This window comes from Roseateles subflavus (assembly GCF_030285365.1).
In the GTDB taxonomy this organism is placed as follows: Bacteria; Pseudomonadota; Gammaproteobacteria; order Burkholderiales; family Burkholderiaceae_C; genus Roseateles_B; species Roseateles_B subflavus.
Genome location: NZ_JASVDS010000002.1, coordinates 326,981 through 347,921 on the forward strand (window position 1 = coordinate 326,981; position 20,941 = coordinate 347,921).

Consider the following 20,941-nt stretch of genomic DNA (forward strand, 5'->3'; position numbering starts at 1 on the left):
ATCTCCAGAAGGCGCAGGCCACCCCGGGGTGGCTGCCGGACCATTCTAGGCACGCGCGGCCCCCCATCCCTTAGGGCACCCTGAGACGGGGTGCGGCGAGGGGATGTCCGGCGGCCGGCCAGGGCGTGGCGGTCTGCGTATCATGCCGCCCATGCCCGAGTTGCCCGAAGTCGAAGTCACCCGTCGCAGTTTTGCCGAGGCCATCCAGGGCGCGACGGTGCAGGCCCTGCGCCTGGGCAAGCCCCTGCGCTGGCCGCTGGGCTGCGAGCCGCAGCGCCTCGTCGGCCAGCGGGCCGGCCTGGCCCAGCGCCGGGGCAAGTACCTCTGGCTGCCGATCGGCGAGGAAGGGCTGCTGATGCACCTGGGCATGTCCGGGTCGCTGGCCTTCGGGCAGGACCTCGGGCCGGCCGGGCCGCACGATCACTTCGAGCTCGAGACGGACCGCGGCCTGCTGCGCCTGCACGACCCGCGGCGCTTCGGCGCGGTGGTGTGGTCACGCGGCCTCGCGGTGCCGCCGGTGTCCCAGCTGCTGGCGGGCCTCGGCCTCGAGCCCTTCGACGAGCGCTTCACCGGCGCCTACCTGCACGAGCGCCTGCAGGGCCGGCGCGTCGCCATCAAGCAGGCGCTGCTGGCGGGGGACATCGTCGTCGGCGCGGGCAATATCTACGCCTGCGAGGCGCTGTTCCTGGCAGGCATCCATCCGGCGAGCCCCGCCGGACGCCTCAGCCGGCCCCGCGCCGAGCGTCTGGCTCAGAGCGTGCGCCAGGTGCTGGCGCAGGCGCTGGAGGCTGGCGGCACCACGCTGCGCGACTTCAAGGACGCCCACGGCGTGGCCGGCAGCTTCCAGATGCAGGCGCAGGTCTACGGACGCGAAGGCCAGGATTGCCGGCGCTGCGGCACGCCGGTGCGGCGCATCGTCCAGGGGCAGCGCTCGACCTTCTTCTGCCCGCGATGCCAGACGCGTTCCTGACCCCTGATCCTGTCCCGATGCCTACCCTTTCCGCGCCGACGCCGACCGCCACCACCGACGCCCTCGACACCACCGTGGCCGCTCTGGCGCCTGACTTCGCGCTGCGCCTGGTGGCCTGGCAGCGCCAGCATGGCCGCCACGCGCTGCCCTGGCAGCAGACCCGCGATCCCTACCGCGTGTGGCTCTCGGAGATCATGCTGCAGCAGACGCAGGTGACCACCGTGCTCGGCTACTACCAGCGCTTCCTGGCGCGCTTTCCCACCGTGCGGACGCTGGCGGATGCGCATCTCGACGAGGTCCTGGCGATGTGGCAGGGCCTCGGCTACTACAGCCGCGCCCGCAACCTGCACCGCTGCGCTCAGGCCGTGCGGGACCAGCACGGCGGCGAGTTTCCGCGCACCGCCGCACAGCTGGCCGAGCTGTCGGGCATCGGGCGTTCGACCGCCGCGGCCATCGCCTCCTTCTGCTTCGACGAGCGCGTGGCGATCCTCGACGGCAATGTAAAGCGCGTGCTCGGTCGCCTCCTCGCCTTCGATGGAGACCTCGCCTCCAGCGCCCAGGAGAAGCGGCTGTGGCGTCATGCCGAGACGCTGCTGCCCGCGGCCGGCGCCGACATGCCCTCGTACACCCAGGGGCTCATGGACCTGGGCGCCAGCCTGTGCGCCACCCGCTCGCCGCAATGCCTGCTGTGCCCCGTCCAGGGGCTGTGCGAGGCGCAGCGGCGCGGCGTGGCGGAGCAGTTCCCCATCAAGACCCGCAAGCTCAAGCGCAGCCGGCGCGAGCAGTGGTGGCTGTGGCTGGAGCACGAAGGCCGGATCTGGCTGGAGCAACGGCCGGCGACGGGCGTGTGGGCCGGCCTGTGGAGCCTGCCGCTCTTCGATGACGAGGCGCAGCTGCTCGCGCAGGCGCAGGCCCTGGCGGCCACGGCGCCCGAGCCGCTGCCGCGCGTCGATCACGCGCTGACGCATTTCGACTGGGTGCTGCACCCGCGCCGCCTGGTGCTGGAGCGTCGTGCCGAGCCAGGCCCCGGCGCCTGGGTGGCCCGGGACGACCTGGCCCGTTATGCGCTGCCCGCGCCGCTGAAGAAGCTGCTGGGGTGATCGGGAGTTTCCCGGGGCGCCTGGCGCGCCGGACGCGTGGTCAGGGTGAGGGATTGCGCGTATGCTTGCGCCCCGCCCGTCGCCCCCCTCGAATCGCCCGAGCACTGCCATGAACGCAACGACCCCGAGCGCCACGACCCCGAGCACCGTCGCCCAGAACGCCCAGATCAGGAACGCCCTCGAGTCGGCCCTGCTGGCGGCGCTGGTCGTCGCGGTGAGCCTGTGGCTGGTGCTGACGGGCGATGAGTCGGGCGGCGTCCTGCGCGCCACCTTCGGCGGCTTGGGCATGGGCGTCGGCACGATTGCGCACCTGGCCTATGTGGGCGTGGCGCTGCAGCGGGCCGGCCGTGCCGTGTGGCCCTGGGTCATCGCGATGGTGCTGGTCCCGGGGGTCTCGATCGTCGCGATGGTCCTGATGAGCAGCGCCCTGGCCGACGCGCCCGCGGCGGCTGGCGAGCAGGCCCCGCGCGCGGAATGAGCGTGAACTGAGCGTGAACTGAGCGCGGATCACGCGCGAAGGGCGCGCCCGCGGCCTGCCGCCTCAGTCCAGCAGCACGATGCCGAAAGGCCGCACGGCCCATGCGGTCAGCACGAAGCACAGCACCGTGAGCACCGCCGCGCCCCCGAGCGCGCCCCAGAAGCCCCAGCGCGCGAGCATCCACGGGAAGGCCAGGAACAGGGGCAGCGTGGGCAGCACGTACCAGAAGGTGTACCAGGCATGGTTGGCGATGCGCTCGGCCGGCTGGCGCTCGACGTAGAGCCAGATCAGCGTCAGCAGCGTGACCAGCGGCAGCGCCGCCACGAGCCCGCCGAGCCGTTCGCTGCGCTTGGCGATCTCGGAGATGCCGACCACCAGCCCCGCGGTGATCAGGTACTTGGTGACGAGCCAGGTCAAGCCGCCCATCACGCTGCCCCGCTCACTTGGCGTCCAGTTCGCGGTGCCGCTTCAGCACCTGGCCGTGGTAGGCGAACTGCTTGCACAGGGTCTCGACCAGATAGACCGAGCGGTGCTGGCCGCCCGTGCAGCCGATGGCCACGGTGAGGTAGCTGCGCTGGTCCGAGGCGAAGTTCGGGAGCCACTGCGCGATGAAGGCGCTGATCTGGCTGAGCATCAACCGCACCTCGGGCTGGGCCTCGAGGAACTTGGCGACGGGCTCGTCGCGGCCGGTCTGCGGGCGCAGCTCGCGGTCGTAGTAGGGGTTGGGCAGCACGCGGACATCGAAGACGAAGTCGGCATCGCTCGGCACGCCGTGCTTGAAGGCGAAGGATTCGAAGACCAGGGTCAGCGAGTCGCCGGACACCACGACGAGGTCGCGCACCCAGGCGCGCAGCTGGGCGGGGCGCAGCTGGCTGGTGTCGATCACGGTGGACTCGACGCGCAGCGCCGCCAGCAGCTCGCGCTCCAGGTGGATGGCGTCCAGCAGCGCGCGGTGCTCGTCCTCGCCCTTGTCGCTGGCGGCGCCGGGCACGGCCGGATGCTGGCGCAGCGGGTGGGGGCGGCGCGTCTCGGAGAAGCGCCGCATCAGGGTCTCGGTGTTGGCGTCCAGGAAGATGGACCGCATCGCCACGCCCTCGCTGCGCAGCTGCTTGATCAGCGGCAGCAGGTGGGGCAGGGAGCCCGCGCTGCGCACATCCACCGCGATGGCCACACGGCGCTTGCCACGCTGGCGCTCCAGCCGCAGGAATTCCAGCAGCAGCTCGGGGGGGAGGTTGTCCACGCAGAAGAAGCCGGCGTCCTCGAGCGCGTGCATGGCGATGGACTTGCCGCCGCCGGACACGCCGGTGACCAGCACCACATCGCTCTGCTCGCGGGCTTCAGGCTTGGCTTGCTTCATGGCTTGGCCTTTCGGGGGCGGGCGGCGCCCGCAGCGGACGGGGCCTGTGCGGACAGGTCGAGCATCTCCTGCGCGTGGGCGAGGCTGGTCGAGGACAGGCGCTCGCCGCCGAGCATGCGGGCGATCTCGGCCACGCGCTGCTCGCCCGTCACGGGGCGGACGTCGGAGCAGGTGCTGCCGTCCTTCAGGGCCTTGGAGACGACGTAATGCTGGTCCGCGCAGGCGGCCACCTGCGGCAGGTGGGTGACGGCGAGCACTTGGCGGTCGCGCCCCAGCTGCTTCATCAGCCGGCCCACGGTCTCGGCCACGGCCCCGCCCACGCCGGCGTCGATCTCATCGAAGATCAGCGTGCCCGCGCCGCCGCTGTGCTGGCAGGTGGTGACGGCAATGGCCAGGGCGATGCGCGAGAGCTCGCCGCCCGAGGCCACCTTGGCCAGCGGGCGCGGCGTGCTGCCGGCATGGCCGGCCACGAGGAACTCGGCGGACTCGAGGCCGAAGCTCTGCGGCTCGGCCTGCGGCAGCAGTGCGATCTCGAAGGCGCCGCCGGCCATGCCCAGCTGCTGCATCGCCTGCGTGACGGCCGCGGCCAGCCGGGGCGCGGCCACCTGGCGGGCCTTGCCGAGGAGGCGGGCCTGGGTGTCGTAGTCCTTGCGCGCGGCGGCGAGCTGGCGCTCCAGGGCGTCCAGGTCGGTGGCGGCGTCGAGGCGGGCCAGCTCGGCTTTCCATTCCTGATGCAGCGCGGGCAGCTCGGCAGGCTGGCGGCGGTAGCGCCGCGCGAGCTGCATCCAGGCTGAGAGCCGCTCGTCGAGCTGCTGCAGCCGCTCGGGCTCCAGCTCGGCGCCGTGCAGATAGGTGCCCAGCGTGTGCGCGGCGTCCTGCAGCTGGGCCTGCGCGCCCTGCAGCGCTTCCACCGCGGGCGCCAGGCTCGCGTCATAGGCCAGCACGTCCTGCAGACCGTCCAGCGCCTGCTGCGTCAGCGATTCGGCATTGAGCTCCGCCTCGCTCAGCGCGTCCAGCGCCTGGCGGGCGGCGTCCATCAGGGACTGCGCGTGCGACAGACGCTGGTGCTCGTTGTTGAGGTCGTCCCACTCGTCCTCGCCCGGGGCCAGGCGCTCGATCTCGCCGAGCTGCCACCTCAGGCGCTCGTGCTCGCTGGCCAGCGTGGCCTGCTGCCTGCGGGCCTGCGCCAGCGCCTCGTGTGCCTGGCGCCAGGCGCTGAAGGCCTGGGCCACGGCGCGCGTGTCCGTCTGGGCGTAGCCGTCGAGCAGCTCGCGCACCGACGCCGCGCGCGTCAGGCCCTGCCAGGCGTGCTGGCCGTGGATGTCCAGCAGGTGGTCGGCCAGCTCGCGCAGCTGCGACACGGTGGCGCTGCTGCCGTTGATCCAGGCGCGGCTCTTGCCCTGGGCGTCGATCACGCGGCGCAGCAGCAGGGTGTCGTCGTCCGGGTCGAAGCCGCCTTCCTCCAGCCAGGCCAGCAGCGTCGCCGGGCGGTCGAACTCGGCGCTGATCTCCGCCCGCGCGGCGCCTTCGCGCACCACGCCGGCGTCGGCGCGCTGGCCCAGCGCCAGCTGCAGGGCGTCGATCAGGATGGACTTGCCAGCACCGGTCTCCCCGGTGAGCGCTGCAAAGCCGGCGCCGAAGTCCAGCTCCAGCGCGGGCACGATGACGAAATCTCGGAGGCTCAGGCGGCGCAGCATCGGGCGAATGAGGTCGTTGGAGGTCAGGGGAGGGCGTCGCTCAACTCACGCCTTCGTACCAGCGCAGCTTGCGGCGCAGGGTGGCGTAGTAGCTCCAGCCCTTGGGATGGAGGAAGGACACCTTGTGCGCCGAGCGCCGCACGGTGATGCGATCCCCGTGCAGCAGGCTGGCCAGGCTCTGCATGTCGAAGTTCACGCTGGCGTCGCGGCCGGCCACGATCTCGAGGCTCACCTCGCCGAGGTCAGGCAGCACGATCGGCCGGTTGGAGAGGGTGTGCGAGGCGATCGGCACCAGCACCCAGCCCGCGATGCTCGGATGCAGGATGGGCCCGCCGGCCGAGAGCGAGTAGGCCGTCGATCCCGTGGGCGAGGCCACGATCACGCCGTCGGCCCGCATATTGGCCACGAACTCGTCGCCCACGTCCACGCGCAGCTCCACCATCGAGGCCGTGGCGCCGCGGCTCACCACCACGTCGTTCAGCGCCACGCCCTCGAAGATGATGGCGTTGTCCCGCCAGACCTCGCCCTCGAGCATGGCGCGCTGCTCGGCGTCGTAGTCGCCGGCCAGGATCGGGGAGAGTGCCTCGCGGAAGTGCTCGATCGAGATGTCCGTGATGAAGCCCAGCCGGCCCTGGTTGATGCCCACCAGCGGCGTGCCGTGGCGGGCCATCTCCCGGGCAAACCCGAGCATGGTGCCGTCGCCCCCGACCACGATCGCGAGGTCGCAGCGCTGGCCGAGCTCGGCGTTGTCCAGGGCGTCATAGGCGGTGATCCCCGTGTTGAGCGCCGTGTCGCGCTCCAGGGAAACCTCCAGGCCTTGACTGGCCACAAATTGGGCAATCTCCTCCAGGACCGGCCGGATGCCGCGCGCCTGGTGCTTGCCCACAATCGCCACATGTTGGAATCGTTTGGCCATGCGCAGAATTACACCACAGCGTTCCTGGCCCGAATGACGGCATCGCCCATGTCCGTACAATGAAAACCATGCTCGACGAGCGATCCAAATCTCTGCTGAAAACCCTGGTCGAACGCTACATCGCGGACGGCCAGCCCGTGGGCTCCCGCACGCTGTCCAAAGCGTCCGGCCTGGAGCTGTCGCCGGCCACCATCCGCAATGTGATGGCGGACCTGGAGGAGCTCGGCCTCATCGCCAGCCCGCACACCAGTGCCGGACGCATTCCCACGGCGCGCGGGTACCGGCTGTTCGTGGACACCATGCTGACGGCCAACCCTGGCCTGCTGGGCGCCGAGCCCATCGCCCTGGACGCCCACCTGCAGCCCGACCAGCCGCAGCGCGTGATCACCAGCGCGGCCCAGCTGCTGTCCAATCTGTCCAGCTTCGTCGGCGTCGTCACGGCGCCGCGCAAGCCGAGCGTCTTTCACCACATCGAGTTCCTGCGCCTGGGCGAGCGCCGCGTGCTGGTCATCATGGTCTCCCCGGACGGCGACGTGCAGAACCGCGTCATCTTCACCGCCCAGGACCACACCCAGGGCGAGCTGGCCGAGGCCAGCAACCGCCTCAACGCCCAGTACGCCGGCCTGAGCCTGGAGGCGGTGCGCGAGAAGATCAAGCATGAGGTCGATGCCTTGCGCGGCGAAATTGCCTTGCTGATGAGTGCCGCCGTGCAGGTCGGCACCGAGGCCATCGAGCGGGAGGAGCAGGTCATCATCAGTGGCGAGCGCAACCTCCTCACCGTGCAGGACTTCAGCCAGGACATGAACAGCCTGCGCCGCCTCTTCGACCTCTTCGAGCAGAAGACCCAGCTCATGCGCCTCCTGGACGGCTCCAGCCGCGCCGAGGGCGTGCGCATCTTCATCGGTGGCGAGAGCCAGGTCGTGCCCTTCGAGGAGCTGTCCATCGTGTCCGCCCCGTACGAGGTGGACGGCCAGGTCGTCGGCACCTTGGGCGTCATCGGCCCGACCCGCATGGCCTATGACCGCATGATCCAGATCGTCGACATCACCTCCCGGATGGTGTCCAACGCGCTCTCCCAGAAGTAGGGCGGGGGCCTCACGGCAGGCCCGTACAATCCGCGCTCCCGGCTCCCCGCCGGGTCGTCTAGGGTGCCTCTCCGGCGCCGGAAACACGGGGGCCGTTAGCTCAGTTGGTTAGAGCAGAGGACTCATAATCCTTTGGTCACAGGTTCAAGTCCTGTACGGCCTACCAAAACTTCATCAATCGGGACAGCGGCTGACCTGCCCCCTCCCGCCAAACCACCCCGGCGGACGTCCGAATTGAAGGTCACGAGAGAACTCACCTTCCAACGGGCAAGAGGCATCGCGTCAAGGCAGCGCCGTACTCACCGCGACTCAGGGTCCGAGCTCCATGGGCCGGGTCACCTGCATGGGGGCACCCATGACCAGGCCGCTCGGGGCCTCGCCGTGTTGCCAGAGTCGCAGAATGACCTGAAGTCCGGGCCAGCCAGGTTCGCCGGCGGCAAGATCGAGATCGCCGCCGTGGGCCTGCGCGACGAGCGCTGCGAGAGACAGCCCCAGTCCCAGCGCCTGCGCCGGGGCGTCCGCGGCCGTGCTGCCGCTGCCGCTGCGGAGCTGGGCGAGCAGCTGGGCGCGGCGCTCTGGCGACACGCCGGGGCCGTCGTCGCACAGCCGCAGGATCTGCCGCTCACCGTCGCTCTCGGCACTCAATCGCAGGCGCCTGGCGCCATGGCGCAAGGCGTTGTCCATCAGATTGGCAACGGCCGCTGACATGAGGTTGGGGTCGCAGTAGAGACTGCCCTCGCCCTCCAGTTCGATCTGCAGCCCCTCCACCGGCAGCTGCGCCACGAGATCGGCCAGGGCAACGGTCTGCAGCGCCATCTCGGCCTGTGGCCTGAAGAACGCGAGCAGCGACTGCACGACACGCTTGAGCCGCTCGACGGCAGCGCGCGTGCGGGCCAATCGCGGCATGGCGTCTGCCCCTGCCTCGCGCTCGGCCAGGGCGAGCTGGGCATCCATGCCGGCCAGCGGCGTGCGCAGGGCGTGGGCAGCATGGGCGGCGAAGGCTTGCTCGTTCTCGATGCGGCGAGCCAGTCGCTGGCCCAGCTCCGTCACCGCACCACGGATGGCGGCAATCTCGGCGCGATCCGCGGGCGGCAGGCTGGTCGCGGGGCGCATCGGGTCGTAATGGGGGATCTGGCGCGCCATCTCTTCCAGTGGGCGCAGCGTGACGGCGACGCGCCGCCGCAGGACGATGGCCCAGAAGAGACTCACCACCACGGCGCTCAGCACGACGAACCCGGCCGCCTCATGGCCGGACCGGAGGCGCTCGGCGCCTCGCTGGGCCACGTAGAGCCAGGTGGGCTGGCCAGGCAGATGAACGCCGTAGACGCGCCACTGCGTGGGCCCGTCCGAGAGACCCCCACGGCCCTCGGTGAAGAAGGGAATGCTCGGGGCGCGATGGGATCGCTTGAGCAGGCGGCCGTCCTGATGAACGATCTGCCACACGATGTGTTCCTCGTGCGGTGGCGCGGGAAGGATGTCGCTGCCGGCATCGCCCGGCAGGGGGGCGTTCAGCGCCACCATGCCGTAGATCAGCTCGGCGGCTTCGCGTAGGGCATCGTCCAGGAGGTCGTCGACCTCATGCTTGACGCCCCAGGCCAGCACTATCACGAGTGCCATCAGCCAGCCGGCGCTCAGCAACGTCAGGCGCCGGCTCAGCTCGCGCTGCAGTGAGGGAAGGGCGCGCGCAGAGGTGTTCACTTCGGCACCCGGTAGCCGAGGCCCCGCACGGTCTCGATCGCCTGGCGCCCGATCTTGCGCCGCAGATTGAAGACGTGAACCTCCAGCGCGTTGCTCGCGACATCGTTGTCGAAGCCCTTGCACAAGGCTTCCAGGTCGCTCTTCGACACCACGCGGCCCTGGCGCGCCACCAGGGCCTCCAGCAGCCGCCACTCGCGGGCGGTGAGCGTCACCTGCGCACCGCCGCGCAGGAGGACATGGCCGCGCAGGTCAAACTCCAGATCGCCTCTCAGCCGGATGCGAGCCTGCCCATGGCCCAGCGTCCGCCGCTGGAGGGCGCGAAGGCGGGCGGCCAGTTCCTCCGGGCGGAAGGGCTTGACGAGGTAGTCATCGGCACCGCTGTCCAGACCCTGGATGCGATCCTGCAGACGGTCGCGAGCGGTCAGGACGATGATGGGCAGGCTCTCGCCGCGATCCCGCAGGCGCCGCACCCACTCCACGCCGGATCCATCCGGCAGCTGCCAGTCCACCAGGAGGGCGTCATAGGGCTCGCTGGCAACGGTCTGCGCATCGAGCAGCGTGCGGAACCAGTCGACGAGGTGCCCTTCCAGGCGCAGGAAGCCACTCAGCCCTTCGCCCAGCGTCTCATCGTCCTCGATCAGCAGCAGCCGCATGCCCGTCCCATGGTGAACCAGCTTTCATCATCGGCCACTCTGCATCGGGTGTCTGACATGGAAATTGCTGACGTGCGTCGGCATCAACTTCATCTGGGCTTCAGGCAGAGGCCTCAGGGTGGGGGCATGCACCGCCTCCTTGCTTGCGCCGATCCGGCCCCTGTGGCATGAGCAGCTCTTACCTGGCTCTCTATCTCGGTGGTGCCCTCGCGGCCGTCGGTGTGCACTTGTACATGCGACGGCGACGCGAACGAGGGAACGCCAACGCTCAGCGGGCTGCCGCCGCCGCCGGGCTCAACGAGCCGGCATCGCTGCACCCGGTGGTCAGTGCGAGCCGTTGCATCGGGTCGGGCGGCTGCGTCACCGCCTGCCCGGAAGGGGCGCTGGGCATCGTGGACGGCATGGCCACCCTGATCAACGCCGCTGCCTGCATCGGGCATGGCGCCTGTGCCGATGCCTGTCCGGTCACGGCGATCACGCTGGTCTTCGGCACCGAGCGCCGGGGCGTGGACATCCCCAAGGTGTCGCCCCAGTTCGAGAGCAACGTCCCCGGGCTCTTCATCGCGGGCGAGCTGGGGGGCATGGGCCTGATCCGCAAGGCGGCCACCCAGGGGGTGCAGGCCATCGAGTTCCTTCGCAGGCGAAAGTCCGGCCCGGACGAGCTGGACGTGCTCATCGTGGGCGCCGGTCCGGCGGGCATCGCGGCCGGTCTGGCGGCCCATGAGCAGCGGCTGCGCTATCGGCTGATCGAGCAGGAGGACTCCCTGGGCGGTGCGGTCTACCACTACCCGCGGGCCAAGATCGCGATGACGGCGCCGGTGCACCTGCCCCTGGTCGGCAAAGTGCAGATGACCGAGGTCTCGAAGGAGAAGCTGCTGGAGTTCTGGCAGGGCGTGGTGCATCGAACCGGCCTGCAACTGCACTTCCGGGAGCGCATGGAAAAGATCGAGCGCGTCAGCGACAGCTTCGTCGTGCATACGAGTGCCGGCCCGCATCGCGCGCGCTCGGTGCTGCTGGCCATCGGCCGGCGCGGCAGCCCCCGCAAGCTGGGCGTGCCGGGCGAGGCGCTTCCCAAGGTCGTCTACCGGCTGGTGGACGCTGAGCAGTACCGCGGCCAGCACGTGATGGTGGTCGGCGGCGGAGATAGCGCGCTGGAAGCAGCCTTGCAGCTGGCGCAGGAGCCGGGCACCACCGTGCAGCTGTCCTACCGCGGCGCGGCCTTCAACCGGGTCAAGCCCAAGAACCGGCAGGCCCTGGAGGCGACGTACAAGACCGGGCGCCTGGAGCTGCTGCTGGAGACGGAGATCCAGGCCATCTACGACGCCGAGGTCGAGCTCAAGGGGCCGGCAGGCCTGACGAGCCGGCGCAACGATGCCGTGATCGTCTGCGCGGGCGGTGTCCTGCCCATCCCGCTGCTGCAGCAGATGGGCATCGAGTTCGAGACCAAGCACGGGCAGGCCTGAGGCGGGGCGCCCCGGCCGACCTCAGCGCACGGTCTGGCTGATCTGCAGCGTGACGCCGGTGCTGCCCAGCGCCAGGGGGGGCGAGGCCTGGGCCTCCAGGTCTCCGGGCTGAGGCTGGGCCAGGCCGCTGCGGCTGATGCGGGCGCTGACCACCACTTGCGACGCACCAGAAAGGCGAGCCTGCGGGCTCATGGCCAGCGAGTCATCCAGCACGAAGTCGAAGGGCAGCTCGGAGGCCTTGCGCTTGAGCACCGCCAGGGGCATGCGCGCACCTTGGGCGGGGCGCGCGAAGACGAAGACTGTGTCGTCCGGCTTCACCTGCGCGGCCAGGGCCGGCGCCAGCGTCAACCGCCCCTGGATGCGCGCGCCAGCGGCGGCCTGAGGCGCCGGTGTCGCGCCAGCCGGCAGGCCACCGGCCTGCCGCGCGTCCTCGAGGCCGTTGCGGGCTTGATCCACGAGGCTGCTGCCGGGCGCTGCGCTGCGCAGCGCGCGCTCGAAGAGGCTGGCAGCCTCCGCGTATGCCTTGCGGTCGTAGGCCTCGGTGCCGGCCAGGAGCAGCGCCTTGGGCTGCTGCGGGTCGGCCGCCAGCGCCTTGCGCACCCAATCCATGGGCACCCCGGCGAGGGTACGACCCTGCTGCAGCGCCAAAGCATCCGCGTAGTCGGCCATCAGCGCTGCATCGCCAGGACTCAACGCGACGGCCTTGGCGTAGGCGGGCAGGGCGTCCGCCTGCCGTCCGAGCGTGGCGTAGGAGCGGGCCAGCATGGCCCAGCCCTCTGGGTCCTGGGGCCGGGATTCGAGCCGCTTGGCCAGGGTCTGGATCATGTCCAGCATTTGCTCATTGCCCAGTGCGTGCGGAGCGGTCTGTGGACCCGCGGCGGGGGCACCTGAGGCGGTCTCGGGGCTGGCTGATGCCGCGGATGTGGCCGCAGACCCAGCGCCCGGCGATCCCTTCCAGGCATAGCCGGCACCTCCGACGAGGAGGACGAACGCTGCCACGCTCACCGCTGTCATGCGGCCGATGGGGGACGTGCGACGTGCAGGCGTGGGAGAGGGGGTCTCGAAGCGTTCGGGCGCGGGCGTGCCGGACTGCAGGACGGCGGCCACCAGGGCCTGCTCCAGCTGCAGGCGCGAGCTGCGGTGCAGCTCATCAGACAGGACGCCGTCCCGGTGCAGCTGGTCGAGCTGCTCGATCTGTGCACGCAATGGCTGCACGTGGCTCATGGGGTCACTCCTTGCTGGCGCGTCGCGGGGGCGTCGCGGGGTTGTCGATCGCCGGGGCTCTCGGGAGCTCGTCCGGGTCGGCCTCGAAATCCGTGTCCGGCCGGCGTGAGCGCCCCCGCAGGTGCCACCACAGGCCGCCGGCCGCGGTGCCGAGCAAGGCCGTCGGGCCGAACCACAGCAGCCAGGTGCGGGCATCCACGGGCGGGCGATAGAGCACAAAGTCGCCGTAGCGATCGGTCATGAACGTCAGCACTTCGGCCTCGCTGCGGCCGGCAGCGAGCTGCTCGCGGATCTCGCGGCGCAGGTCAACCGCCAGACCGGCGTGGGAGTCGGCGATGGTCTGGTTCTGGCATACCAGGCAGCGCAGCGCCGAGGCGACGTGCATCATGCGTGCCTCGAGGGCGGGGTCGTCCGCCGCATCGCGGGCCTCGAGGGCGCCGGCGTCGATGACGACCGCCATGACCAGCAGGACGAGGGCGGCGAGGTGCGCCACGGGCCCGGTTCTCCGAGAGATCAGCTTCATCGGGCCTGCTCCAGGTTCTTGAGCAGCGGCTCGATGCGCTCGGCGATGACGGCCTCGGTCAGGGGCCCGACATGCTTGTATCGCACCAGACCCTGCGCGTCGATCACGAAGGTCTCCGGGACGCCGTAGACACCCCAGTCGATGCCGGCTCGGCCCTGGGCATCAAAGGCGGACGCCACATAGGGGTTGCCAAACTGGCGCAGCCAGGCCTGGCCCTCCGCGGGGCTGTCCTTGTAGTCAAGTCCGTAGATCGGGACACGTCCACGACGGGCATAGTTCATCAACGTGGGGTGCTCTTCCCGGCAGGCCGTGCACCAGCTGGCCCAGACGTTGAGCAGCCAGACGCGCCCGCGCAGGGCGGTGGCCTGCACCCGTTGGCCGGGGTCGTCCAGGCGCGGCAGGTCCAGCGTCGGCGCCGGCTTGCCGACGAGCGGGCTGGGCACTTCTCGCGGATCCCTTGACAGACCTCGGGCGAGGAAGACCAGCAGGATGGCAAAGAGCGCGAGCGGGAGCACGACGCGCCAGCTCACGGCACCGGCCTGGGGGATTCGGGCGCGGGCGCTCATGCCTGCGCTCCCTGGAGGGTGAGCGATGGCGACGTCGAGGCGGCGGCCTGAGGCGCCTTGCGGCGGTAGCGGGCGTCACTGGCAGCGAGCAGGCCGCCCAGCGCCATGAGCGCACAGCCTCCCCAGATCCAGTCGACAAACGGCTTGAAGTAGACGCGCAGCGTCCAGCTGCCGTCGTCCAGCTCCTCGCCGAGCGCCACGTACAGGTCACCCAGCAGGCCGGGTGCGATCGCCGCTTCCGTCATGGGATTGCGCTGGACGCGGTAGACACGCTTTTCCGGGTGCAGAACGGTCAAGACCTGACCCTCGCGAAGGACCGCCACCTCGGCCTGCGCGGCGACGTAGTTGGGCCCCTGGACGTCCCGGACGCCGACGAAGCGGAACTGGTGCTGGCGCAGGGTGATGAGGTCGCCACTGCGGGCGCGGACGTCGCGCTCCTCTTCGTAGGTCTTCACCATGACGACGCCGATGATGAACACGGCGAGCCCTGCATGGGCCAGGCTCATGCCCCATTGCGCACGGCTGCGCTGGCGTAGGCTGCGCCACGCGCCCCCTGCGGGCCGGAGCTCCACCAGGGTGCCCAGCAGGATCCAGAAGGCCAGGGCCAGTCCCAGGGCGGCTTGCCAGTGCATCTCTCCCGACCGCCAGCTGGCCAGGAGGCCGGCCACCACCGCAACGGCGAGGGCCCAGCGCAGGCGATGGGTCAGCTGCGGCAGCTCTGTCTTCTTCCATTGCGCGACCGGGCCGACGCTGACGAGGAACAGCAGCGGCGCCATCAGCGGCACGAAGACGGTCTCGAAGTAGGGGACGCCGACCGAGATCTTGCCCAGGCCGAGGGCGTCCAGCACCAGGGGATACAGCGTGCCCAGCATCACGGCGGCGGTCGCGACGAGCAGCATGACGTTGTTGAGCAGCAGCAGTGTCTCGCGAGACAGCAGCGCGAAGCGACCACCCAGGCCGACCTTGGGTGCGCGCCATGCATACAGCGCCAGGGCGCCACCGACGGTCACGCCGAGGAACATGAGAATGAAGAGCCCGCGGCGCGGATCGGAGGCGAAGGCGTGCACGGAACTCAGCACCCCGGAGCGAACGAGGAAGGTGCCCAGCAGGGAGAGCGAGAAGCCGAGGATGGCCAGCAGCACCGTCCAGGACTTGAAGGCGCCGCGCTTCTCGGTGACGGCCAGGGAGTGGATCAGCGCCGTGCCCACGAGCCAGGGCATGAAGGAGGCGTTCTCGACCGGGTCCCAGAACCACCAGCCGCCCCAGCCGAGCTCGTAGTACGCCCACCCGCTGCCCAGGGCAATGCCGAGCGTCAGGAAGGCCCAGGCGACGGTCGTCCAGGGCCGGGTCCAGCGTGCCCAGCGCGCATCGAGCTCGCCACTCAGCAAGGCGGCGATCGCGAAGGCGAAGGCGACGGAGAAGCCCACGTAGCCCATGTAGAGCATGGGCGGGTGAATCACCATGCCGGGGTCCTGCAGCAGCGGGTTCAAGTCATTGCCATCTGGTGGCACGGGCCAGAGTCGCTCGAAGGGATTCGAGGTGAGCAGCATGAACAGCAGGAAGCCCGTCCCCACCCAGGAGAGCACGACCAGCAGGCGCAGCACCAAGGCTGGCGGCAGGTGGGCACTGAAACGGGCGACCGCAACCGTCCAGACCTGCAGCATCAGCAGCCACAGCAGCAGCGATCCCTCGTGCCCGCCCCACACGCCGGCGATCTTGTAGGCCAGCGGCAGCGCGGTGTTGGCATGCTCGGCCACGTACAGCACGGAGAAGTCATCCCTCACAAAGCAGGCGGTCAGCGCCAGAAAGGCCAGGCCGACCAGCGTCGCGATGCCGTGGGCCAGGGGCCTCACCAGCGCCTGCCAGTCGTCGCGGTCGCGGGCGAGGCCCAGCAGGGGCAGGCTGCCCTGCACGAGACTGGCAGCGAGCGCCAGCCACAACGCGAGATGTCCCAGTTCTGCCGTCACTCGCGGCCTCCCGTCTTGAGCGTGCCGCCGCGCTGTGCCCTGGCGAGCGCTTCGGCGGCTTCAGGTGGCATGTAGTTCTCGTCGTGCTTGGCCAGCACCTCCTGGGCGCGGAACACGCCCGCCTGGATGCGGCCTTGCGCGACGACGCCCTTGCCCTCCTTGAAGAGATCGGGCAGCAGGCCGTCGTACTCCACGGGCAGGCCATGGCGGGTGTCGCTCACCTTGAAGCGGACCTTCACGCCGTCGCGCTGCACGCTGCCGACCTCCACGAGGCCCCCGACTCGGAACACGCGGCCTTGTGGGGCCTCGCCCGTCTGGACCTGCGTCGGCGTGTAGAAAAAGACCAGATTGCTGCGAAAGGCGTTCATCACCAGGGCCACGGCCACCGCCAGACCCGTGAGCACGCCGCCGGCGATGAGCAGTCGTCGATCCCGTGCCTTCATGCGAGCTCCTGCTGCGTGGGCTCGGTGTCGCCCAGCGGGCTCAGCGCACGGCTCAGCCGGCGGCGGACCCGCGCCATTTCGACGGCGATCGCCAGCAGGCTCAGGCCGTAGGCAGGCCAGACGTAGAGCCCGTAGCCCTTCAGCGACAGCCATTGCATCAGTGCATGCATGTCCATTCTCAATACTCCTGGCGGCGCAGCTGGGCCACCCACTCATGGTCGTTTTCGCGCTCCAGCGCGAGGGCCCGGGCCCTGGCGAAGACGATGGCGAAGGCATAGGCCCAGGCCGCCAGCGTCATCAGCAGCAGGGCGGCCAGCATGGTGCTGGCCATGGAGGGGGCGGCATCGGCCCGGATGCTGGCGCCCTGGTGGAGCGTGTTCCACCAGCGGACCGAGAAGTAGATGATGGGCACGTTGATCGCGCCGACCAGCGCGAGCAGCGCGCCGGCCTGGTCCGAGCGGCGGGGATCTTCGATCGCCTCGGTCAGGGCGAGGTAGCCGAGGTAGAGGAAGAGCAGGATCAGCTCGCTCGTCAGCCGCGCGTCCCAGACCCACCAGGTGCCCCAGGTCGGCTTGCCCCAGCAGGCGCCGGTCCACAGCGCCAGGGCGGTCATCAAGGCGCCAGTCGGGGCGATGGCCCGCGCCAGCATGGAGGCCATGCGCACGCGCCAGGCCCATCCGATGACGGCCCAGAAGGCCATCGCGACATACATCACCATGGAGAGCCAGGCGGTCGGCACATGGATGAACAGAATGCGGTAGGCCTCGCTCTGCACCGCATCGGTGGGCGCGACGACGAATCCCATCCACAGGCCGAGCAGGGCCAGGACCAGGGCGCTGGCCCACAGCCAGGGCGAGCAGGCGCGGGTGAAGCGGTAGAACCGGGCCGGTGCGGCCAGGGTGAAGAGGCGGCGTCGCGGCGCCGGGGGCGGGGCGGTGTTGCGGGCCAGGGAATGGACGTGGGACATGGGAACAACTCCTGCGGCGTTCAATCCTGGGCGATCAGCAGGGCGCGACCGATCAGCCAGGGCAGGCCCATCGCGCTGACGATGAGGTCCGCGCCCAGCAGCGAGAGATGGGGGGAGGCCGACTGCCCCGCCTGCAGGGCCTGCACGGCCGTTGTGCCGAAGACCAGGACGGGCACCATCAGCGGCAGGACGATCAGCAGGATCAGCGTGCCCGCCGAGCGCAGGCCGAGCGTGAGGGCCGCGGCCAGCCCGCCGACGAGGCTGAGGACGGGCGTCCCCAGCAGCAGCCCGGCTGACAGCATCAGCAGTTCGTCGGCCGGCAGGCCATAGAGGGCTCCGAGCACCGGGGCGATGAGCACCAGCGGTGCGCCGCTGGCAAGCCAGTGGAAGCACACCCGTGCCAGGGCGTAGTGCCACAGGGGCAGCCGCGAGAGCAGGACCTGCTCCAGCGTGCCGTCGGCCTGATCCCCGGCGAACAGCGTGGGCAGCGGCAACAGGGCGGACAGGAGGGCGGCCACCCACAGGACACCTGGAGCAATCTGCTTCAGCAGGGTCGGGTCCGGGCTCAGACCGAGGGGCTGCAGCGCAGCGGCCAGTGCGAAGAAGCCCAGGGCCAGCGCGGCATCGGCGGGCCGACGCCACAGCAGGCGGGCATCGCGCCGCAGGATCAGGTGCAGCGGGGATAACCGCGGTACGGGGCGGTGGGGTGCCGCCGCTGCCGGCAGGAGCGTGGTTGTGCGCTTCACGCCTGTGCCCCCGGGGGATGCAGCCAGTGCTGATCGGGTTCGGCTGCCCCCGAAGGCCAGCTCAGATGACTGCTCAGCACCGTCGCTCCGCCGCGCACATGATGCGCATACAGCTGAGCGACCAGCACGGCCACGCCGTCGTCGTCCAAGGCATCAAACGGCTCGTCCAGCACCCACAGGGCCCGCTGGTCTGCCAGGCTCAGCCGCGCCAGGCTCAGCCGTCGACGCAAGCCCTGGGACAGCATCCGGGCAGGCCGATGCCGCGAAGCCCACAGACCCCAGTGACGCAGCGCCGCCTGCACGTCGGCGTCGGCAGCGTGCAGCTGACCGAGCTGCGCCAGGAACTGCAGGTTCTCGAACAGGCTCAGGTCGTCCTTTACCGCGTTCTGGTGGCCTGCGTAGAGGATGCCGGTGTGGGGGGCGCGCCAGAGGTCGCCGCCGGCGGGTGCCGCCAGTCCGGCCAGCACGCGCAGGAGGCTGGTCTTGCCGCTCCCATTGCGTCCGCGCAGCCACAGCGCCTGGCCTGCACGCACGCTGAAGCTCTGCGGTGCACAGACGGCGCGCCCGCCACGCTCGCAGCGCAGTTCGCGGGCGCGCGCCAGGAGGCCTGGCTCAGAGGTCATAGCGCAGACCCAGGTAGTAGAAGCTGCGGTTCGAGGACTCGTGGCGGCTCGGGCCGTCCGACTTGCTGAACTCCATGCTGAGCTCCCCCTCGACCACGAGCTTGCCCGTGGCGCGCTTGCTGGCCCGCAGCCCGGGCGCCCAGCGCTGCGTGCGATTGCCGCCATCATCCTGCTGTGCATAGAAGCGAATGGACGGCTCCAGCAGCCAGCTCTCGCCGATGGCCGACGAGTTGTTGTAGGACAGCAGCTGGCCGCTGTAGGTCGGCCCCTTGAGCAGCGTCAGCAGCAGCACGTGGGTGTCGCGGGCCGAGTAGAGATTGGTGCCGATCAGCTGGCTGCCGAGGCTCCAGACGTTGCCCGTGCCGGGCTGGCCGTTGGGCAGGATGTCCGCCACCGGCGGCAGGGCGCCGACGTTGGTCAGGCGGATGTCGGCACCCAGCTGCCAGTTGGCATTCAAGGGGTGCGTCACGCTGAGCATGCCCTGCGTGCTGAAGGCCGTCGTATCCCGTACCTGCTGACGCAGCAGGTCCAGGGACTGCGTCTGCATCAGCTCGTACAGCGTCCGGGCCTGGACCTGGAGCACCGGATTCTGGAAGAACAGGCTGTTGCCCAGCATCAGCATGGGGGTGGCGCGGCGGTCGTACAGCGCATTCACGACCGTGTTGTCCGCCCCCTGCCAGGTGGCCTGCACCGAGGCGATGTTGAGTCTTCGATAGGTGGGGTCGTAGTCCAGCGTGCTCATCGCGGTGACCGGGCCGGCGAGCACTCGCAGTTCAGTGCCCAGGCCGCGGCGGTCCAGCTGCCCGTCAACGCGTTGCTCGATCGCGTAGACACTGCCGCCCACTCCCTTGCCCAGATCGTCCGCCTCGATGGAGCCGCCCCAGAAGGAGCGCTTGGCATCCAGCAGTGGGTCCGTTGGCCGGCCTGCGACGGCATTGACACGCCACTTGGGGGCCAGGCGATAGCCGACCTGCAAGCCGTCGAATCGACCCATGACGCCACCACCGCTTGGTGACTGACGGCCGACCTTGAACTGCAGGCCTTGCGACAGCAGCTTGTAGTCGGCATACAGCGCGGAAAGCTTGTTCTTGCTGCGGTCGCTGCGCAGTTGATCCGAGGTGTAGGTGTCGCGCAGCACGATGCGCAAGTCGCTGTCCGCATCCCGGCGGCGCCAGATGATGTCAACGCTGCTGATGATCTGTCGCTGGTCCGTGCCTGACAGCGTCGCGTCGTTGACCAGCTCGGGCAGGCCGCTGAGGGGCGAATCCTGGAAGTCCTGCGTGCGGATCTTGGACTGACCGCCGTAGTAGAAGGTCGAGAGTGAGCCACTGAGCGTGGTCGTGACGCCCTTGTCCGAGGTGGCCGAGGCCTGGACGGCCTCCATGGGCGGCGGCGCAAGCGTCAGCAGGGCCTCACGGGCGCGCAGGGCGCCGGGGCCTTGGGGGTAGAGCTTGAGGTAGAGCTCGAACTCGGCACGTGCGCGCTCGGGGTCGCCCTGACGCCACCGCGCCTGGGCAATCAGTTCCTGGGCTTCGGCCGTCTGGGCGTGCGGCGGCAGGGCGAGGAGGTCTTCCAGCTTCGCGATGGCCTGCGTGTGCTCCCCCTGTTCCATCAGCTGCCGGGCCTGACTCAGCGTGGCGACGGAGGCCGGCAGAGACTCGCCGGCGGCAGCGGCGGGCAGCGCGGTGGGCTCACGGGTCGATCGTGCGGCGGACGCGGCGGGTGTGGCCGGCGGCATGCTCACGTTGCCGGCGCCATGCAAGACCTGCCCCGGGTCGACGCGCGCGCCCGGGAAGCGGGCAAGCACGGCCTGCCGCAGGGCTTCACCTTCCGCCACGTCCCGCAGCCCCGTCACCACGACTTCGCGTTCCGTGCGCCCCGGCATCGGCCGAATCTGCACGTTGTAGTTCTGCAGCGCTGCAGGAATGGGGCGCGCTTCTTCATTTGGCGCCAGGGTCTGCAGCACCAGCGACGGGCCGGTCGGTGCGATTGTGCGTTCGGGGGCGGTGGCCATGCCGGGAACGAGCAGCCGTGAGCCCTGGTCCTTCAGCACCAGCTCGAGACTGCGCGCATTGGCGCCAGGCCGGACGAGGTAAGCGACACCCTGATTGAATCGCAGCACCAGCTTACGGCTGCGCTCCAGCGTGCCTGCGGCCTCGTCGGTCACGATGACCAGCGGCGCCCCTTGGCGATCGAGCAGGCGGCGCTCCGCGACGATGAGGTTCAACGTGTCCCGGGTGGGGAGGATGTCGTAGTAGACCTGACCCAGGTCACCGCTGCGACCGGCCACGTTTCGGATGAACTGCACAGGCGTGACGAAGCGCAGAACAAGTACAGCATCGTTGCCGCTGGGGCGCAGCTCGGCCTCATCCAGAACCTGGGCATGCAGCGCACCCGAAACGAGGCTGAGGCAGGCCGCCGTGAGTGGGGCGAGAAAAGAGCTGGGGGCAGTCTGGGTCACGTCG

At 70.2% G+C, this 20,941-nt stretch carries 21 protein-coding genes and 1 tRNA gene; 6 read left to right on the forward strand and 16 right to left on the reverse strand.

Annotated features, from left to right (window positions below; all coding sequences use genetic code 11):
- Positions 1 to 151 precede the first annotated feature (151 nt).
- The 3 genes from mutM (at position 152) to QRD43_RS07260 (ending at position 2,548) form a co-directional block, all read left to right on the forward strand.
- Positions 152 to 970 carry a bifunctional DNA-formamidopyrimidine glycosylase/DNA-(apurinic or apyrimidinic site) lyase gene (mutM, locus tag QRD43_RS07250; RefSeq protein WP_285981818.1) on the forward strand — a complete coding sequence of 273 codons (819 nt, stop codon included), beginning with the start codon at positions 152 to 154 and terminating at the stop codon, positions 968 to 970.
- Between the two features lie 17 nt (positions 971 to 987).
- Positions 988 to 2,070 (forward strand): A/G-specific adenine glycosylase, encoded by a 1,083-nt coding sequence (mutY, locus tag QRD43_RS07255; protein WP_285981819.1) that lies wholly within the window; start codon positions 988 to 990, stop codon positions 2,068 to 2,070.
- Between the two features lie 109 nt (positions 2,071 to 2,179).
- A complete protein-coding gene (locus QRD43_RS07260) occupies positions 2,180 to 2,548 on the forward strand; it encodes a hypothetical protein (RefSeq protein ID WP_285981820.1) in 369 nt (122 codons plus the stop codon).
- A 63-nt stretch (positions 2,549 to 2,611) separates the two neighbouring features.
- Here QRD43_RS07260 and QRD43_RS07265 read toward each other — a convergent pair whose 3' ends face one another.
- Genes QRD43_RS07265 through QRD43_RS07280 form a run of 4 tightly spaced genes read right to left on the reverse strand, consistent with a single transcriptional unit; the run spans position 2,612 to position 6,518 of the window.
- Positions 2,612 to 2,965 (reverse strand): DUF3147 family protein, encoded by a 354-nt coding sequence (locus QRD43_RS07265; protein WP_285981821.1) that lies wholly within the window; start codon positions 2,963 to 2,965, stop codon positions 2,612 to 2,614.
- A 22-nt stretch (positions 2,966 to 2,987) separates the two neighbouring features.
- Positions 2,988 to 3,905 carry an RNase adapter RapZ gene (rapZ, locus tag QRD43_RS07270; protein ID WP_285981822.1) on the reverse strand — a complete coding sequence of 306 codons (918 nt, stop codon included), beginning with the start codon at positions 3,903 to 3,905 and terminating at the stop codon, positions 2,988 to 2,990.
- Positions 3,902 to 5,602: a DNA repair protein RecN gene (gene recN / locus QRD43_RS07275; RefSeq protein ID WP_285981823.1), complete on the reverse strand. Its 1,701-nt coding sequence runs from the start codon at positions 5,600 to 5,602 to the stop codon at positions 3,902 to 3,904. Before recN ends, rapZ begins: the two co-directional genes overlap by 4 nt.
- Before the next feature lie 40 nt (positions 5,603 to 5,642).
- The gene (locus QRD43_RS07280; protein WP_285981824.1) at positions 5,643 to 6,518 is read right to left on the reverse strand and encodes an NAD kinase; all 876 of its coding nucleotides are present in this window, start codon (positions 6,516 to 6,518) and stop codon (positions 5,643 to 5,645) included.
- A gap of 68 nt (positions 6,519 to 6,586) precedes the next feature.
- Between QRD43_RS07280 and hrcA the strand changes: the two genes are divergently transcribed.
- Positions 6,587 to 7,603, forward strand: coding sequence for a heat-inducible transcriptional repressor HrcA (gene hrcA / locus QRD43_RS07285; RefSeq protein WP_285981825.1), 1,017 nt, complete (start codon positions 6,587 to 6,589; stop codon positions 7,601 to 7,603).
- An 89-nt stretch (positions 7,604 to 7,692) separates the two neighbouring features.
- Positions 7,693 to 7,769 (forward strand) — tRNA-Ile (locus QRD43_RS07290).
- A 143-nt stretch (positions 7,770 to 7,912) separates the two neighbouring features.
- Here QRD43_RS07290 and QRD43_RS07295 read toward each other — a convergent pair.
- Both QRD43_RS07295 and QRD43_RS07300 read right to left on the reverse strand, forming a co-directional pair.
- Positions 7,913 to 9,301, reverse strand: a complete 1,389-nt coding sequence (locus QRD43_RS07295; protein ID WP_285981826.1) for a sensor histidine kinase — start codon at positions 9,299 to 9,301, stop codon at positions 7,913 to 7,915.
- Positions 9,298 to 9,954 carry a response regulator transcription factor gene (locus tag QRD43_RS07300; protein ID WP_285981827.1) on the reverse strand — a complete coding sequence of 219 codons (657 nt, stop codon included), beginning with the start codon at positions 9,952 to 9,954 and terminating at the stop codon, positions 9,298 to 9,300. Before QRD43_RS07300 ends, QRD43_RS07295 begins: the two co-directional genes overlap by 4 nt.
- 167 nt (positions 9,955 to 10,121) lie before the next feature.
- Here QRD43_RS07300 and QRD43_RS07305 point away from each other — a divergent pair, with 167 nt between their 5' ends.
- Complete coding sequence (locus tag QRD43_RS07305) at positions 10,122 to 11,417, forward strand: NAD(P)-binding domain-containing protein (protein ID WP_285981828.1); 1,296 nt, start codon at positions 10,122 to 10,124, stop codon at positions 11,415 to 11,417.
- Between the two features lie 21 nt (positions 11,418 to 11,438).
- Here QRD43_RS07305 and QRD43_RS07310 read toward each other — a convergent pair whose 3' ends face one another.
- Genes QRD43_RS07310 through QRD43_RS07355 form a run of 10 tightly spaced genes read right to left on the reverse strand, consistent with a single transcriptional unit; the run spans position 11,439 to position 20,937 of the window.
- A complete protein-coding gene (locus QRD43_RS07310) occupies positions 11,439 to 12,641 on the reverse strand; it encodes a tetratricopeptide repeat protein (protein WP_285981829.1) in 1,203 nt (400 codons plus the stop codon).
- A gap of 4 nt (positions 12,642 to 12,645) precedes the next feature.
- On the reverse strand, positions 12,646 to 13,164 hold the full coding sequence (locus tag QRD43_RS07315) for a cytochrome c-type biogenesis protein (RefSeq protein ID WP_434063838.1): 519 nt from the start codon (positions 13,162 to 13,164) through the stop codon (positions 12,646 to 12,648).
- The gene (locus QRD43_RS07320) at positions 13,161 to 13,730 is read right to left on the reverse strand and encodes a DsbE family thiol:disulfide interchange protein (protein WP_285981830.1); all 570 of its coding nucleotides are present in this window, start codon (positions 13,728 to 13,730) and stop codon (positions 13,161 to 13,163) included. Before QRD43_RS07320 ends, QRD43_RS07315 begins: the two co-directional genes overlap by 4 nt.
- Complete coding sequence (locus QRD43_RS07325; RefSeq protein ID WP_285981831.1) at positions 13,727 to 15,697, reverse strand: heme lyase CcmF/NrfE family subunit; 1,971 nt, start codon at positions 15,695 to 15,697, stop codon at positions 13,727 to 13,729. The genes QRD43_RS07320 and QRD43_RS07325 overlap by 4 nt, the downstream gene beginning before the upstream one ends.
- Entirely contained in the window at positions 15,694 to 16,140 is a 447-nt protein-coding gene (gene ccmE, locus QRD43_RS07330; RefSeq protein ID WP_285981832.1) for a cytochrome c maturation protein CcmE, read from the reverse strand. Before ccmE ends, QRD43_RS07325 begins: the two co-directional genes overlap by 4 nt.
- Entirely contained in the window at positions 16,137 to 16,316 is a 180-nt protein-coding gene (ccmD, locus tag QRD43_RS07335) for a heme exporter protein CcmD (protein ID WP_285981833.1), read from the reverse strand. Before ccmD ends, ccmE begins: the two co-directional genes overlap by 4 nt.
- A 2-nt stretch (positions 16,317 to 16,318) precedes the next feature.
- Positions 16,319 to 17,107: a heme ABC transporter permease CcmC gene (ccmC, locus tag QRD43_RS07340; protein ID WP_285981834.1), complete on the reverse strand. Its 789-nt coding sequence runs from the start codon at positions 17,105 to 17,107 to the stop codon at positions 16,319 to 16,321.
- 20 nt (positions 17,108 to 17,127) lie between these two features.
- The gene (ccmB, locus tag QRD43_RS07345) at positions 17,128 to 17,853 is read right to left on the reverse strand and encodes a heme exporter protein CcmB (protein ID WP_285981835.1); all 726 of its coding nucleotides are present in this window, start codon (positions 17,851 to 17,853) and stop codon (positions 17,128 to 17,130) included.
- Positions 17,850 to 18,476 carry a heme ABC exporter ATP-binding protein CcmA gene (ccmA, locus tag QRD43_RS07350; protein WP_285981836.1) on the reverse strand — a complete coding sequence of 209 codons (627 nt, stop codon included), beginning with the start codon at positions 18,474 to 18,476 and terminating at the stop codon, positions 17,850 to 17,852. The genes ccmB and ccmA overlap by 4 nt, the downstream gene beginning before the upstream one ends.
- Positions 18,466 to 20,937: a tetratricopeptide repeat protein gene (locus QRD43_RS07355; RefSeq protein ID WP_285981837.1), complete on the reverse strand. Its 2,472-nt coding sequence runs from the start codon at positions 20,935 to 20,937 to the stop codon at positions 18,466 to 18,468. Before QRD43_RS07355 ends, ccmA begins: the two co-directional genes overlap by 11 nt.
- Positions 20,938 to 20,941 lie beyond the last annotated feature (4 nt).